This is a genomic window from Inquilinus sp. Marseille-Q2685 (assembly GCF_916619195.1).
In the GTDB taxonomy this organism is placed as follows: Bacteria; Pseudomonadota; Alphaproteobacteria; order DSM-16000; family Inquilinaceae; genus Inquilinus.
The window spans coordinates 498254-513451 of record NZ_CAKAKL010000002.1 but is presented as its reverse complement, the minus strand read 5'-3'; the positions used below and the strand labels follow the sequence as shown (position 1 = coordinate 513451).

Genomic DNA, 15198 nt, shown 5'->3' with positions numbered 1-15198 from the left:
AGGCGAGCTAATTTTCCGTCAGGTTGCGCTTGCGCTATCGGCTGCAGACGGCGGCCAGATCGCGCAGGCGATCCTTGAGCTCGGGCGCCGCATCCGGCCGCAGCGCCGGCCACAGGCTCTGGGCCCGGACCCCGTCGACCATGCAGCCGCAATAGGCATGGCAGGTCTCGGTGCCGCCGCCCTGCTGCTCGCATTGCACCTGGCAGTCGATCAGCAGCGGCGCCGGGTCCGGCGCCGGCGACAGCATCTCCCAGGGATCGCGGCCGAGCGCCATCCCGACCAGCAGCAGCAGGCCGATCAGCAGCGGCTGGTGGACCAGATAGACGGCCAGGCTGTGCCGCCCCGCCCAGCGCAGCGGCCGGCCCGGGATGTCGCCGTCGACGGTTCCGCCGGGCGCGCGGGCCCGCAGCCACCAGCGGGCCAGGGCGATGCCCAGCAGCACCGGCCCGAACCAGGGAAACAGCGGCTCATAGTCGTTGCTGCGCGGCGGTTGGGTGCCGAGCCCGGTCCAGAGCAGCCAGGGATGGTCGAGCAGGGCCGAACGCCACAGGATCGGCAGCGCGATCACGGCGAGGCCGAGAACGAAGTTCGCGGTCGGCGGCAGCCGCAGGAACAGGAGGCCGAGGATGCTGGCCACGGCGATGCAGTGCAGGATGCCGAAGAAGATGAACTGGTCGGGAATCGCGACCCGGGTCGCCGCCGTGACCGCGGCGGCGCCGGCCACGACCTTGGCAAGCCGGATCGCCCAGCGCCGCCAGTCGCGGCCCTGCACGTCCCACAGCACCAGGCCGACGCCGACCAGGGCCAGGAAGCTGCCGGCGATCAGGTAGCGCGCCGCGATCCAGCCGGCGTCGCCCTGCAGGTCCCAGTCGACGAAGCGGAAGAACGTCAGGTCCCAGGACAGGTGGTAGAGGGCCATCGCCAGCAGCGCCAGGCCGCGGAGCAGGTCGATGACCGGCAGGCGGCCGGGACGCGCGGAAGGGGTCATCGAGATCTGGCTAGCCCGGCCGCACGAACACCCCGTCCATGCCGATCAGCCGGGCGGTGCGACGGTTGAAATAGCCGGGGATGAACAGCGCCGGGACGAAGCCGAGCTCCGCCATGTGCCGGATGCTGTCGAGATAGGACGGTTCGCCGTCATAGACCGGCACGACCGACAGCTCCATCTGTACCGCGGCGATGCGCGGCAGCACGCCGCGCGCGCCGTCCAGCACCTGGCGCTCGGTGCCCTGGGTGTCGATCTTCAGCAGCACCCGGTCGTCCGGCCGGGCGTGGCGCGGGAAGATCCGCTCCAGCCGCGCCTGCGACGCCACCTCGGTGCCGACATAGGCCGAGCCGTCGAGCAGGTCCGCCATCTCGGCGGTGAAGTCGAGCACCGAGCTCATGTCGCTCTCGCCCGAGACCTGCAGCGTCACCGGCGCGTCGTTGTCGCCCAGCGCCATCCGCGACTCGACCGCCCAGTCTGGATCGCCGGCCGCCGCAGCCGCCAGGGCGGCATGGGCGGCCGACAGCGGCTCGACCGAGACGATCCGCCCGGCATAGCCGCCGCGCCGCAGCCGCTGCGCGTACTGGCCGACATTGGCGCCGACGTCGAACACCAGGGTGATGCCCTGGTGTTCGAGCACCCGGATCAGGTTGCGCGTGTCCTTGGAGACCGGCTCGGGCGACAGGGCCATCGGCGCTCGCTCCGGATCAAGAATGGGCCCAGTCCCAGTACAGCTTGCGGGCCTTGGCGTAGAACGGGCCCGGCTGCAAATGCCGGTCCTCCAGCCGGGTGCAGGGCAGCACCTTGGCGAAGTTGCCGGTCTGGAAGATCTCGTCGGCATCGACCAGCTCCTCCGGCCGGATCGCGCGCTCGATCACCTCGACCCCGTCGTGGCGCAAGAGCTCGATCACCCGGCGGCGGGTGATGCCGGCGAGGAAGGTGCCGTTCGCCGCCGGGGTGTGCACCGCGCCGTCCTTGGCCATGAAGATGTTGGCGGTGGCGAATTCGGCGACGTTGCCGATCGGGTCCAGCATCACCGCATTGGTGAAGCCGCGGCTCTTGGCCTGGCGCATGGCGAAGCCGGATTGCGGGTAGAGGCAGGCCGCCTTGGCCCGGGTCGGCGCCATCTCCGGCGACGGCCGGCGCAGCCCCTGGGCGAAGCAGGCGCTGTCCTCGCCCGGCTGGGGCAGCGGCGAATCATAGATCGACAGGCAGAAACGCGTCGCTGCCGGGTCGGGCTCGATCCAGCCGTCCTCGGCCCAGAACATCGGCCGGATATAGACCGCGGCGTCGGCCGGGAAGCGGCGCAGCCCCTCGCGGGCCAGCGCCTCGATCTCCTCGGCCGGCAGGGTCGCCTCCAGCCCCATGGCCTTGGCCGAGGCCACCGCGCGGACGCAATGACGGTCGAGATCCGGCGCCACGCCCTCGAAGCCGCGGGCGCCGTCGAAGATGATCGAGGCCATCCAGGCGGCATGGGTCAGCGGCCCCATGATCGGCGGATTGCCCTCCTGCCAGGAGCCGTCGAGGAAGGTCCACGCTTGTCTCGCCATGTCGTCCGTCCGATCCCGCATCTTATGACCGGCGGAGCATAGGCGAGCGGCCGGGCGGCGCCAACACCGCCCGGCGGCCGATGGCCCAGCCCTGCGCCGGACGCAGAGGCCCGCCCGGCCGCAGCCTACTGGCTCGCCCAGACGATGCGGGCCTTCCAGACCACGTCCGACAGCTTCAGCGACTGCGCCGGCTCGTCGCCCGACAAGGGCTTCAGGTCGATCCGGTTGGCGCTGATCCGCACCAGCTCGCCGATCAGCAGCGCCCCGTCGGCCGTCTTCGCCACCACCCGGTCGCCGCGGCGCAGCCCGGCCGCCGGCGAGACGACGATGACGTCGCCGTCCCGGTAGATCGGCGCCAGGTCGCCGCCCGTGACCTCCAGCGCATAGGCGCTCGGGTCGGACAGGTTCGGGAAATCCACCTCGTCCCACCCCTTGCCGGTGGGGCGGCCCGCGTCGTCGAACAGCCCGTCGGCGACGGCCTGGGCGTGGCTGATGACGGGGATTCGCCGGGCCGGCAGGCCCGATCCGTCGTCGATCAGCCGCACGAAGGCGGCCATCGAGCTGTTGGTCGCGTCGAGGATCTTGGAGATGCTCTCGGTGGACGGCCAGCGCAGCTTGCCGTCGCTCGACTGGCGCTTGCTTGGATTGAAGGTCGTGGGGTCGAGCCCCGCGCGGCGCGCAAGGCCCGATGCGGACAAGCCGTTGAGCCTGGCGAGACGGTCGATCGCCGCCCAGATGTCGGCGTGCTTCAGCATGGGAACAATATCTCCCGGGGGCGTTGAGCCACGTGTAGGATCTTATTCATTCATAAAACTTGCATAAAAATGAATATGTTTGTTTTCCTAGAGCCTGTTGCTCCCCCATGTTGCATCTCGCCTATTCGACAGACGTGGCCCCCACCACGCCTGACATTGTACAATTCGCACGACCTTTGCGCTATGACCCGAAAGGGACAGGTCGACAGGTTATTCGTTCTCATCTTAGAGCAGGCGACCACCCTCCTATCACCCCCGGATGGGGGATCGGCCGTTGCCCATGGCATCCGCGGCGAGCGGCGGGCCGATGGACCGTCGCCGCCCCGCGCGCTTCGCCGCGGCCGGTCGTGACAGGCTTGGGTTGGCAGCGGCCTCAGTTGACGCTATCCCTGCGATCCATGCTCCGCTCCATGACCAAGATCGCGATGCCGGCCCCCCTCTTCCGTGCCACAATCCTCCTCGCCACCCTGGCCGCGCTGCCCGCCGGCGCGGCCACCGTCGACACCATCGCCAAACAGGCGATCCTGATCGACACCACCACCGACACGGTGCTGATGGAGAAGGCCGCGGACGAGCGCATGCCGACATCGTCGATGAGCAAGATGATGACGGCCTATCTGGTCTACGACGCGCTGCGGGACGGCCGGATCACGCTCGACACCAAGTTCCCGGTCAGCAAGAAGGCCTGGCAGACCGGCGGGTCGAAGATGTTCGTCCAGGTCGGGGACAGCATCCGGGTCGAGGACCTGCTGCGCGGCCTCCTGATCCAGTCCGGCAACGACGCCGCGGTGGTGCTGGCCGAAGGCCTGGCGGGGTCGGAGAGCGCCTTCGCCGACCGCATGAACGAGATGGCGAAAAGGCTGGGCATGAACGCCAGCCACTTCGTCACCTCCAACGGCCTGCCGGACCCGGAGCACTATTCGACCGCGCGCGACCTGGCGATCCTGGCCGAGCGGATGATCTCGGACTTCCCGCAATACTATCGCTACGACGGCGAGCGGGAGTTCACCTGGAACAAGATCAAGCAGGGCAACCGCAATCCGTTGCTGTACCGCGACATGGGCGTGGACGGGATCAAGACCGGCCACACCGACTCCGGCGGCTACGGCCTGACCGCCTCGGGCGTTCGCGACAACCGCCGGCTGATCCTGGTGGTCAACGGGCTGCCCAGCATGCAGTCCCGCGCCGACGAGGGCGCCCGGCTGCTGGAATGGGGCTGGAACCAGTTCCGCCTGTACCCGCTGTTCAAGGCCGGTGCCGCGGTCGACGAGGCGACGGTGTGGCTCGGCGCCGAGGACAAGGTGCCGGTGACGGTGGCGCAGGACCTGGCCATGACCCTGCAGCCGGCCGATTTCGACAAGATGACCGTCACCGCCCGGTTCCAGGAGCCGATCGAGGCGCCGATCGCCAAGGGCCAGGTGCTGGGCGAGCTCGACATCGCCCCGCCGGACGGGCCGGTGCGCAAGGTGCCGCTGGTCGCCGCCCAGGACGTGCCGGAGGCCTCGATCTTCCGTGCCCTCGGCATGAAGCTCGGCCTGCTGCTGGGCCTCTGAACCGCCGGCCCTCTCCGCCCCGGCGGAGGGGCGGCGCTTTCGATCAGGTCGGCGTCGCCTTCGGTCAATGAGGCGCGCCGCCGCCGCGTAGCATCGCCAGCATCCGAGCCCGTCCGACGGAAGACGGGCCGCAGGCGAGGACCAACCGGCGGATGCCAGCGACCGCGGCCAACCCGACATCCCCGTCCGCCCGGACGATCGCGGCGCCGCTGCGGCTGCACCGCGAGGCGGTGCGGGCGGAGTGGACCGACTACAACGGCCATCTCAACGACGGCTACTACGCCGTCATCTTCAGCCACGCCACCGACGCCTTCCTGGAGTTCGCCGGCATCGACGCCGCCTACCGGGCGCGCAGCCGGCGCACCGTCTTCACCGGCGAGATGAAGATCCGCTACCGGCGCGAGGCCCATTCCGGCGACGAGGTGGCGGTCGAAACCCGGCTGGGCGCGATGGACGCCAAGCGCTTCACCCTGCACCACCTGATGCGCCGCGCCGCGGACGGCACCGTGCTGGCCGAGAGCGAGGTGCTGAACCTGTCGATCGACGCGACCGGGCCGAAGGTCGAGCCGTTCGAGGCCGAGATCCACGACCGCTTGAGCGAGATCCGCGCCGCCCACGAGGCCGCAGCGGAGGACGAGAAGGGCTGACAACGCCCCCCGTTCCCATGAGGACAGACAGGAGGCAGTGATGAACGCGAGACGTATTCTCTTCACCGCCGCGGCGATCGCCGCGCTGGCCCCGGCCGGCGCCGCCCTGGCCGACGACGCGGCCTGCAAGACCGTGAAGCTGTCGGATGTCGGCTGGACCGACATCACCTCGACCACGGCCCTGGCCGGCACCGTGCTGACCGGCCTGGGCTACGAGCCCAAGGTCGACATGCTGTCGGTCGCGGTCACCTTCGAATCGCTCAAGAATAACCAGGTGAACCTGTTCCTCGGCAACTGGATGCCGTCGCAGACCGAGATGGTCGAGCCCTATCTGAAGCAGGGGGTCGAGCTGGTCGGCACCAATCTGGCCGACGCCAAGGTGACGCTGGCGGTCAACCGCGAGGCTTATGAGGCCGGGGTCAAGGACTTCGCCGACCTGCAGAAATTCGCCGACAAGTTCGGCAAGTCGATCTATTCGATCGAGCCCGGCTCCTCCGCCAACAAGAATCTCTCGACCATCATCGAGAAGAACGAATTCGGCCTCGGCGGCTGGAATCTGGTCGAGGCCAGCGAGCAGGCGATGCTGGCCCAGGTCGACCGGGCCACACGGCGCGGCGAATGGGTGGTGTTCCTGGGCTGGGCGCCGCACCCGATGAACATCAAGTACAAGATCGACTATCTCAGCGGCGGCGACGCCTATTTCGGCCCCAACTACGGCGGCGCGACGGTGCGCACCCTGGCCAACCAGAAATGGCTGGCCGGCTGCCCGAATGTGAAGAAGTTCGCCCAGCAGCTGGTGTTCGACCTGAACACCGAGAACCAGATGATGTCGATGATCCTGGACGAAGGCATGGAGCAGAACGCCGCCGCCCGAAAGTGGCTGAGCGAGCACCCCGAGCTGCTGACCAAGTGGCTCGACGGCGTCACCACCATCGACGGCAAGCCGGGGCTGGAGGCGGTGAAGGCCTCGCTGAAGAGCAGCTAGCCCTTCAGCCGGGCGATCGCCGCCTCGGTCTCCGCCGCCAGCCGCGCGACCAGCTCGGCCGCCGGCTGGCGCCGGGCCAGGCGCAGCCCCTGCCCGGCCCAGAGCGACAGGAACTCCGCCCGCCCCGCTTTCCCGGCCGCGCCGCGCAGCGGCCGGGTCAGCGCGTTCTGCAGTGGGAAGGGCAGCGCGCCCGAGGGCTCGCCCGGCGGCTCGACTGCGGTCATGAAGCGGTTGACGATGCCGCGGGCCGGCCGGCCGCTGAAGGCGCGGGTCAGCCGGGTCTCGTGCTCCCGCGCCGTCAGGATCGCCGCCTTGTAGGCGTCGGACACTCCGGCCTCGTCGCAGGTCAGGAAGGCCGTGCCCATCTGCACCGATTCGGCGCCCAGCGCCAGGGCCGCGGCGACGCCGCGACCGTCCATGATGCCGCCGGAGGCGACGACCGGCAGCGGCACGGCGTCGGCGATCTGCGGCACCAGGGCCATGGTGCCGATCATCGAATCCTCGAAGCCCGCCGCGAAGCTGCCGCGATGACCGCCGGCCTCGCTGCCCTGGGCGACGATCGCATCGGCGCCGGCCTGATGCCAGGCGACCGCCTCCTCCACCGTGGTCGCGGTGCCGAACAGCGCCGCGTCGCGCGCCTTGATCGCCGCCAGCGAAGCGGCCGGGGGCAGGCCGAAGGTGAAGCTGACCGCCGCGGCGCCGCTGTCGAGCGCGGCCGCGAGCTGGGCGTCGAAATCGGGGCCCTGCGGCAACGGAAAGGACGGCACCGGCAGGCCGAGCTCGGCATAGAACGGCGCCACCCGCGCCACCGCCCGATCGGCATCGGCCGGCAGCTCCGGCACCGCGGTCGGGCTGAACAGGTTGATGCCGAAGGGCCGTGCGGTGCGCGCCCGCACCGCCCGCGCCGCCTCCAGGATCTGGTCCGGCGTCAGATAGGCGGCGCCGATCGAACCCAGGCCGCCGGCCTCGGACACCGCGGCGACCAGGGCCGGCGTGTCGCCGCCCCCGGCCATCGGCGCCTGCAGGATCGGGTGGCGCAGGCCGAAGCGCTGCATCAGCGGGGTGACGACGGACATGGCCGGATCCTCATGCGGAAGTCGGACGCAGGATGCCCCCGGCGGGACGGGCGGTCGAACCCGAGGTCGAGGGCGAAGGCCAGGATCAGCGCCGCGGCGTCGATCCCGAACAGCGGGGCTTGGCCGGAACCGCCGGCGAACAGGGCGGAGAGGATCGGACGGGGAAGGACGGTGGACGGCATGCCGCCAAGATAGGGAGGGGAAGCCGTCCCGAATAATGGTTCCTTCTGATCGCCGTCATCGTTGAGGCAGATGGCTACTCCGCCGCCCGGGCCGTGCCGGCGGCACGGAACAGGTCGAGGAAGGCGGTCAACGCGCTGGTCTCCGGCGCGGCGCGATGGCGGATGAACAGCGTCTCGACCCGCGCTTCGCTTGGCGGAAGGCTGTGCACGGCCACCCGCCCGGCGGCCCAGACCGGCCCGATCAGGGCGCGCGGCAGCAGGGTGACGCCGAGCCCGGCGGCGACGCAGCCGAAGATCGCCTCGAGCGTGCCGAATTCGAGCCGGCGCAGGCCGACCGCCCCGCGCCGGGCCAGCACCTCCTCCAGCCGCTGGCGGTAGGAGCAGCCGGCACGCAGCACGACGATGCGCAGGCCGCCGGACGCGGCACCGTCGGCCAGCAGCCGGTCGAGCCCGCCGGCGCCAGGCGCGGTCAGCAGCACCAGCTCCTCCTCGAACACGACCTCGGCGACGAGATCGGGGTGGTGCACCGGGCCGCAGACGAAGGCGCCGTCGACCCGCCGCGCCAGCACCTCGGCCACCAGTTCGGTCGTGGTGCCGGTGCGCAGCGCCAGATCGACCGCCGGATGGGCCGCGGCGTATGCGGCCAAGGCGGGCGACAGCCGCAGCGCCGCCGTGGTCTCGAGCGCGCCGAGGGTCAGCGGCCCGCCCGGCGTGCCGTCGTCGCGGGCCGCCCGCGCGGCGTCCGCCAGCAGCTGCCCGACCCGCCCCGCATAGGGCAGGAGGCGCCGCCCGGCCGCGGTCAGGAGGACGCCGCGGCTGTGCCGTTCGAACAGCGTCACGCCCAGCTCCTCCTCCAGCGCCCGGATCCGGGCGGTGACGTTGGACTGGACGGTGTGCAGCTCGGCCGCCGCCCGGCCGATGCCGCCGGTGCGGGCCACCACCTCGAACACCCTGAGATCCCTGTCGTTCACGATGCACCCGCGTGTCATGCCCCGGGGGAAGGGCGATGCCGATTGTATCGGAGGACACGGCCCTGCGGCGACATGGACTCCTCATTACCAAAACGTAAGTACGCCGCCGCGGGCCTTCCCCCTACTCTCCCGCCCCGGGTCAAACGCCCGCGGCACCGTCTCGGCGTGCGACGGTCCGGCGGGAGCGGTGGGAAGCTCTCTCGGCGTGGTCCGTCCGTCATGCCAGCGATCCGCTGTCCGAGAGCCTCACGCGCCCATGCAGATCCTTCTGATCGAAGACGACAACGAGACGGCCCAGCACATCATCGGCTCGCTGCGCCATGCCGGCCATGCGGTCGAGCACAGCGTCACCGGCGCCGAGGGGCTGGCCCGTGCCGCCGGCGCCCGCGCCGGCTGCGCGCCGCGGCTGCTGATCGTCGACCGCATGCTGCCGGACATCGACGGCATCACCCTGGCCCGCCGCCTGCGCGGGCAGGGCAACACGGTGCCGATCCTGTTCCTGACCACGCTGGGCGGGGTCAGCGACCGGGTCGAAGGGCTGAATGCCGGCGGCGACGACTATCTGGTCAAGCCCTTCGCTTTGGCGGAGCTGCTGGCCCGGGTCGACGCCCTCGCCCGCCGCGCCGGCGCCGCCGCGGTCGAGACCGCGTTGCGCGTCGCCGATCTCGAGATCGACCTGCTGAAGCGGACCGCCACCCGGGCCGGCCAGGCGATCGACCTGCAGCCGCGGGAGTTCAAGCTGCTGGAATACCTGATGCGGCATTCCGGCCAGATCGTCACCCGCAGCATGCTGCTCGAGCATGTGTGGGAGTTCCATTTCGAGCCGCAGACAACGGTGGTGGAAACCCATATCAGCCGGTTGCGCGGCAAGATCGACCGCGGCTTCGACGCGCCACTGCTCGACACCGTCCGCGGCGTTGGGTACTGCCTCCGTGATCCTGGTTAGCTCATGGACCAGGCTGGTCCGCACCGCGACGTTCCGGCTGGCCGCGGGCTTCGCCGCGCTGTTCAGCGTCTCGATCATCGTGGTGTCCAGCATCGTCTATGTGGCGATGACGCGGTATTCCGACCAGCAGATCGACCTGTCGATCAGCGCGGAGATGAAGACGGTCCGGGATTCCATGGCCGGGGCGTCGCCCCCCGAGATCGTCAAGGCGATCAACGACCGCATCACCGATATCGATCCGGATTACTACTATTACGCGCTGCAGGATGCCGAGGGCGGCGTGCTGGCCGGCAATCTGCGGCCCCTGCCGGTCGCGACCGGCTGGGCCGACATTCCGCTGGAGACGACCGACGGCGACGGCACGCCTGAGCGCCATGTCATCCGCGGGCTGGGCGTCGACCTGACGCCGGAGCTGCACCTGTTCATCGGCCGCGACACCCACGATCTGGACGAGCTGGAGGAGGGCATCACCCGCTTCTTCCTGGCCGGCGCCGCGGCGACGGTGCTGCTGGCGCTGGCCGGCGGCCTGGTGCTGAGCGCCCGCTTCCTGCGCCGGGTGGAGGCGGTGAACACCGCCGCCCGCCACATCATGGACGGCCATCTGGACGAGCGGGTGCCGAGCCGCGGCAAGGCCGACGAGTTCGACCGCCTGGCCGACAACCTGAACGCCATGCTGGACCGCATCCAGCAGCTGATGCAGGGGCTGCACCAGGTCTCCAGCGACATCGCGCACGACCTGCGGACGCCGCTGTCGCACATGCGCCAGCGCCTCGAGGCGGCGCGGCTCAAGGCCGCCTCGGCCCAGGACTACGACGCCGCGGTGGAGCGGGCCGTGGCCGACATCGACGGTATCCTCGGCGTCTTCGCGGCGCTGCTGCGCATCGCCCAGATCGAATCCGGCGCGCGGCGCGAGGGCTTCGCCCCGGTCGACCTGTCGGGCGTGTTCGAGACCATCATCGACACCTACGGCCCGGTGGCCGACGATTCCGGGCACCGGCTGGCCGGCACCGTGGCGCCCGGGCTGCGGATCCGCGGCGACCGGCAGCTCCTGACCCAGATGCTGGCCAATCTGGTGGAGAACACGATCCGCCACACCCCCGCCGGGACCGCGATCTCGGTATCGCTGGCGCCCGGGCCCGAAGGGCCGGTCGGGCAGGTGCGCGACACCGGCCCCGGCATCCCGGAGGCGGCGCGCGAAAAGGTGTTCCAGCGCTTCTTCCGGCTCGACGCCAGCCGGATGACCCCGGGCAGCGGCCTGGGCCTCAGCCTGGTGGCCGCGGTGGCGCAGCTGCACGAGATCCGGCTGACGCTGTCGGATGCCCACCCCGGCCTCGCCGTCACCCTGGACTTCGCCGAGGCGGCCAAGCCCGTGGCGGCGGCCGGCCGGGGCGCCGCGGCGCGCGGCGAGGCCCGGCACGGGCAGAGGCCCGCGCCGCCCCGGGGCGTTCCCGTGGCGGCGCCGCGTCATCGCCCATAGCCACGCCGCCGCACCGGGGATATGCTCCTAACATGCTGCACGGCCGGGCTTTTCCGGCCGCGGCCGCCCGACCGGAATGGCGATGCATTTCAGCGGCGATAGTCTGTCCCATTCCCTGATGCCCGGCCACGATCCCTGGCTGGTGGTCCTGGCCATCCTGGTCGCGGTGCTCGCCTCCTATGTCGCCTTCAACCTCGGCCAGCGCATCCGCGTCGCCCGCGGCGGGGCGCGGCTGCTGTGGCTGGCTGGCGGCGCCGTGGCCATGGGCGGCGGCATCTGGTCGATGCATTTCATCGCCATGCTCGCCCTGCGCCTGCCGGTCGGCTTCGCCTACGATCTGCGGTTGACGCTGCTGTCGCTGGCGATCGCGGCGCTGGCGACCGGCGCCGGCTTCACCGTCGCCACGCTCGGCCGGGCAGCGTCGGGCGCGACCGCGCGCCCGGGCCCGGCGCCGCCGCTGCCGCTCCTGGCCGGCGGCCTGTGCCTCGGGCTCGGCATCGCCGGCATGCATTATGTCGGCATGGCCGCGATCCTGGCCCCCGGCCGCATCGTCTACGACCCGGTGGTCCTGGCCCTCTCGGTGCTGATCGCCCTGGTCACCGCCACCGCGGCGCTGCACCTGGCCCTGTCCGACATCGGGCACGTCCGGCGGATCCTGGCCGCCCTGGTCATGGGGGCGGCCATCGCCGGCATGCACTTCATCGGCATGGCGGCGGCACGGTTCGTTCCCGATCCCGCCGCCCAGGCCGGCGCCGCCGGCATCCCGGTGCCGCCGGCAATCCTGGCCGGGCTGATCGCCGCGGCCGCCGCCGTCGTCTTCGCCCTGGCCCTGATCGCCATCCGGCTGGACCGCCGGATCTCCGAGCTGCAGGCCCAGCGCCAGCTCGCCGTCCTGGACGAGCGCCACGCCGCCACCCTGAACGCGCTGCCGATGCCGCTGGCGCTGATCGACGAGCGCGGCGTCATCCTGACCGCGAACCCGCCCTGGCAGTGGCCGGGCGAGCGCGAGCGCTTCGTCGGCGGCGGGTCCGGCCCCGGCGAGGACTATTTCGCGCTGTGCGCCGCCGCCGGCCCGGCGGGCGCCGAGGTACGGGTACATCTGGCCGGCGTGGTCCAGGGGATCCGGCCGGCGGCATCGGTCGAATACCCGATGGGCGGCGCGGGCGGCCGGACCATCCGCCTGCTGGCCGCGCCGATCGCCGAGGGCCGCGCGGCCGGCGCCGTGGTGGCGCATCTCGACATCACCGCCGAGCGGGTGGCCGAACAGCGCATGCGCGAGGCGATGCGGACGGTCGAGGCCGCCGACAACGCCAAGACCACCTTCCTGGCCCATATGAGCCACGAGCTGCGCACGCCGCTGAACGCGATCCTCGGCTTCTCCGAGCTGATCCGCGACGCCCATCTCGGGCCGCTGCCGGAGCGCTACCGCGGCTATGCCGAGGACATCCACCGCTCGGGCCAGCACCTGCTGGCCCTGGTCAACGACGTGCTGGACCTGTCGCGGGTCGAATCCGGCCGGCTCGAGCTGCAGCCGGAGCCGGTCGATCTGGCCAGCGACATCCAGGATGCGGTCAGCCTGGTGGCGCAGCGCGCCGAGGCGCACGGCATCACCATCGAGCAGCGGGTGGCGCGCGACCTGCCGCTGCTGGACGCCGACCCGCTGCGGCTGCGCCAGATCCTGATCAACCTGCTGACCAACGCGGTGAAGTTCACGCCCGATGGCGGCCGCGTCACGATCGACGCCGTCGCCGTGGCGCGGTCGGTCCGCGTCACCGTCGCCGATACCGGCATCGGCATGACCGAGCAGGAGATCGCGTTGGCGCTGGAGCCGTTCCGCCAGGCCCGGAAGCTGTCACGGCGGCCGCGCGAGGGTTCGGGGCTGGGCCTGCCGCTGGCCAAGGCGCTGGTCGAGAGCCATGGCGGCATGCTGATGATCGACAGCGAGCCTGGGGTCGGCACCCGCATCACCCTGATGCTGCCGGCCGGCGGCGAGGCCGCGCCGGACGCCGACGCTGTCAATGAAAGGGCCGGCGGCGGGGTGTTCGAGCCCCCGCCGCTCAGCATCGGCCGGCCGGTCAGTCGGCGGCGTTGACCATCGCCTGGAACACGCGCCAGGCGACCTCCACCGTGACGCCGCCCGATCGCGCGCCCGCCGCCAGCATGCCGGCGGTCGGCTTGGTCGGGACCGTGGTGATGCCGGGGTCGCCCATGGCCGTCACCATGTCGAGGGCATAGGTCATCGGGGTCTTCAGCTCGACCACCGTCAGATTATCCGTCATCGCAATGTCGCCCATTTTGGGCATCTCCCCACTGTTAATGCCTCCCAACGGTGCAAGGGGCATGCCAATGGCGGAACCGGGCCGGGCCGATCGCCGAAGACGGATAAGACCTCAGTCACAGGGCTGAATTCGGAATGTTGTTTCAATATAGATCTCGTTTCAGAAATTTATGATTTCCGAGCGTTTCGAACCCGAACTCGCTCTCGCAATTTGCAACGCGCAGCCGCATACGATTCGCATTCTGCAACGCTCATGATCCGCCGGTGGCTGCCTGCGATTGACGGGCGGAGACCGCTTCCCTAGGGTTCGCCCGCCATGACCATCTACAAGATCTGCAGCGCCGCGGAATGGGCGGCGGCCGAGGCCGAAGGCGCCTATCGCGGCTCCGCCGTCGACCACCAGGACGGCTTCATCCATTTCTCGACGGCCGAGCAGGCCGAGGAGACGGCGGCCCGCCACTTCGCCGGCCGGGACGGGCTGGTGCTGGTGGCGGTGGACCCGGCGGCGCTGGGCGACGCGCTGCGCTGGGAGCCGTCGCGCGGCGGTGCGCTGTTCCCGCATCTCTATGCCGAGCTGCCGCTGGCCGCGGTGCGGGGCGTGGCGCCGCTGCCGCTGGTCGACGGCCGCCACGCCTTCCCGCCGCAGCTGTTCCCGACCGTCGCGACGCCGTGAGCCGCCTCTTCGCCCTGGCCGCGCCGGTGCTGAAGGCGCTGCCGCCCGAGACGGCGCACCGGGCCACCATCACCGCGCTGAAGCTCGGCCTCGGGCCCGTCGCCCGCGAGCCCGACGACCCGGTCCTGGCGGTGCGGCTGTGGGGCCGCGACTTCGCCAACCCGATCGGCCTGGCCGCCGGCTTCGACAAGGATGCCGAAGTGGTGGACCCGATGCTGCGGCTGGGCCTCGGCTTCGTCGAGATCGGCAGCGTCACGCCGCGGGCCCAGCCCGGCAACCCGCGGCCGCGGGCCTTCCGGCTGCCGGACCAGCAGGCGCTGATCAACCGCTACGGCTTCAACAACCGCGGCCACGCCGCCGCTGCGGCCCGGCTGGAGGCGCGGTGGCTGACCGGCGCCGCGGCGCCGGGGCTGCTGGGGGTGAATGTCGGCCGCAACAAGGACAGCCGCGACCCGGAGGCGGACTACGCCGCCGGCATCCGCGCCTTCGCCCGGCTGGCCGACTATCTGGTCGTCAACATCTCCTCGCCCAACACGCCCGGTCTGCGGGCGATGCAGAGCCGCGAGCCGCTGCAGCGCCTGCTGGCCGCCGCCACCGCGGCGCGGGCCGACGGCACGGCGCGGCCGCCGATCCTGGTCAAGATCGCCCCCGACCTGACGGCCGAGGACCTGGAGGACGTGGCCGAGGTGGCGCTGGCCGCCGGCATCGACGGGCTGATCGTATCCAACACCACCATCGCCCGCCCGGCGGGGCTGCCGCCCGACCTGGCCGGCGAGCCCGGAGGGCTGAGCGGCAAGCCGCTGATGCAGCCCTCGACCGCGGTGCTGCGGCGGATGGCGAAGCTGGTGGCCGGCCGGCTGCCGCTGGTCGGCGTCGGCGGCGTGGCCAGCGGCGCCGACGCCTATGCCAAGATCCGCGCCGGCGCCAGCCTGGTGCAGCTCTACACCGCGCTGGCCTATCGCGGCCCCGGCCTGGTCGGCGAAATCAAGCGCGACCTGGCCGGCCGGCTGCGCGTCGACGGCTTCCGCTCGGTCGCCGAGGCGGTCGGCGCCGATCTGCGCTAGCGCGGGGAGAGGCAAAGGAAACCGCACCTCGAAGATCTGTAGATGCCCTCGTCACC

At 71.4% G+C, this 15198-nt stretch carries 15 protein-coding genes; 8 read left to right on the top strand and 7 right to left on the bottom strand.

Annotated features, from left to right (window positions below; genetic code table 11):
• Positions 1-34: 34 nt before the first annotated feature.
• The 4 genes from LG391_RS11430 to LG391_RS11415 form a co-directional block, all read right to left on the bottom strand.
• Positions 35-988 (bottom strand): heparan-alpha-glucosaminide N-acetyltransferase, encoded by a 954-nt coding sequence (locus LG391_RS11430; protein WP_225768138.1) that lies wholly within the window; start codon positions 986-988, stop codon positions 35-37.
• Positions 989-998: 10 nt separating this feature from the next.
• Entirely contained in the window at positions 999-1676 is a 678-nt protein-coding gene (locus LG391_RS11425; protein ID WP_225768137.1) for an FkbM family methyltransferase, read from the bottom strand.
• A gap of 16 nt (positions 1677-1692) precedes the next feature.
• A complete protein-coding gene (locus tag LG391_RS11420) occupies positions 1693-2535 on the bottom strand; it encodes a branched-chain amino acid aminotransferase (RefSeq protein WP_225768136.1) in 843 nt (280 codons plus the stop codon).
• A 125-nt stretch (positions 2536-2660) separates the two neighbouring features.
• Positions 2661-3290, bottom strand: coding sequence for a helix-turn-helix transcriptional regulator (locus LG391_RS11415; RefSeq protein WP_225768135.1), 630 nt, complete (start codon positions 3288-3290; stop codon positions 2661-2663).
• Between the two features lie 410 nt (positions 3291-3700).
• Between LG391_RS11415 and LG391_RS11410 the strand changes: the two genes are divergently transcribed.
• The 3 genes from LG391_RS11410 to choX all read left to right on the top strand — a co-directional run bounded on the left by LG391_RS11410 (position 3701) and on the right by choX (position 6475).
• Entirely contained in the window at positions 3701-4843 is a 1143-nt protein-coding gene (locus LG391_RS11410) for a D-alanyl-D-alanine carboxypeptidase family protein (protein WP_225768134.1), read from the top strand.
• 152 nt (positions 4844-4995) lie between these two features.
• Positions 4996-5490 (top strand): thioesterase family protein, encoded by a 495-nt coding sequence (locus LG391_RS11405; protein WP_225768133.1) that lies wholly within the window; start codon positions 4996-4998, stop codon positions 5488-5490.
• Between the two features lie 40 nt (positions 5491-5530).
• The gene (choX, locus tag LG391_RS11400; RefSeq protein WP_225768132.1) at positions 5531-6475 is read left to right on the top strand and encodes a choline ABC transporter substrate-binding protein; all 945 of its coding nucleotides are present in this window, start codon (positions 5531-5533) and stop codon (positions 6473-6475) included.
• On the opposite strand, the gene LG391_RS11395 is transcribed toward choX, so the two are convergent.
• A complete protein-coding gene (locus LG391_RS11395) occupies positions 6472-7551 on the bottom strand; it encodes a nitronate monooxygenase family protein (protein WP_225768131.1) in 1080 nt (359 codons plus the stop codon). The genes choX and LG391_RS11395 overlap by 4 nt on opposite strands.
• 256 nt (positions 7552-7807) lie before the next feature.
• Positions 7808-8704 carry a LysR family transcriptional regulator gene (locus LG391_RS11390; protein WP_225768130.1) on the bottom strand — a complete coding sequence of 299 codons (897 nt, stop codon included), beginning with the start codon at positions 8702-8704 and terminating at the stop codon, positions 7808-7810.
• A 256-nt stretch (positions 8705-8960) separates the two neighbouring features.
• Between LG391_RS11390 and LG391_RS11385 the strand changes: the two genes are divergently transcribed.
• The 3 genes from LG391_RS11385 (at position 8961) to LG391_RS11375 (ending at position 13219) form a co-directional block, all read left to right on the top strand.
• Complete coding sequence (locus tag LG391_RS11385) at positions 8961-9650, top strand: response regulator transcription factor (protein ID WP_225768129.1); 690 nt, start codon at positions 8961-8963, stop codon at positions 9648-9650.
• A complete protein-coding gene (locus LG391_RS11380; RefSeq protein ID WP_225768128.1) occupies positions 9637-11127 on the top strand; it encodes a HAMP domain-containing sensor histidine kinase in 1491 nt (496 codons plus the stop codon). Before LG391_RS11385 ends, LG391_RS11380 begins: the two co-directional genes overlap by 14 nt.
• 118 nt (positions 11128-11245) lie before the next feature.
• Complete coding sequence (locus LG391_RS11375; RefSeq protein ID WP_225768127.1) at positions 11246-13219, top strand: MHYT domain-containing protein; 1974 nt, start codon at positions 11246-11248, stop codon at positions 13217-13219.
• Here the strand turns inward: LG391_RS11375 and LG391_RS11370 are convergent.
• The gene (locus LG391_RS11370) at positions 13203-13406 is read right to left on the bottom strand and encodes a hypothetical protein (RefSeq protein ID WP_225768126.1); all 204 of its coding nucleotides are present in this window, start codon (positions 13404-13406) and stop codon (positions 13203-13205) included. The genes LG391_RS11375 and LG391_RS11370 overlap by 17 nt on opposite strands.
• Before the next feature lie 315 nt (positions 13407-13721).
• Here LG391_RS11370 and LG391_RS11365 point away from each other — a divergent pair, with 315 nt between their 5' ends.
• Together LG391_RS11365 and LG391_RS11360 are read left to right on the top strand one after the other, a co-directional pair.
• Complete coding sequence (locus LG391_RS11365) at positions 13722-14078, top strand: DUF952 domain-containing protein (protein WP_225768125.1); 357 nt, start codon at positions 13722-13724, stop codon at positions 14076-14078.
• Positions 14075-15142: a quinone-dependent dihydroorotate dehydrogenase gene (locus LG391_RS11360; protein WP_225768124.1), complete on the top strand. Its 1068-nt coding sequence runs from the start codon at positions 14075-14077 to the stop codon at positions 15140-15142. Before LG391_RS11365 ends, LG391_RS11360 begins: the two co-directional genes overlap by 4 nt.
• Positions 15143-15198 lie beyond the last annotated feature (56 nt).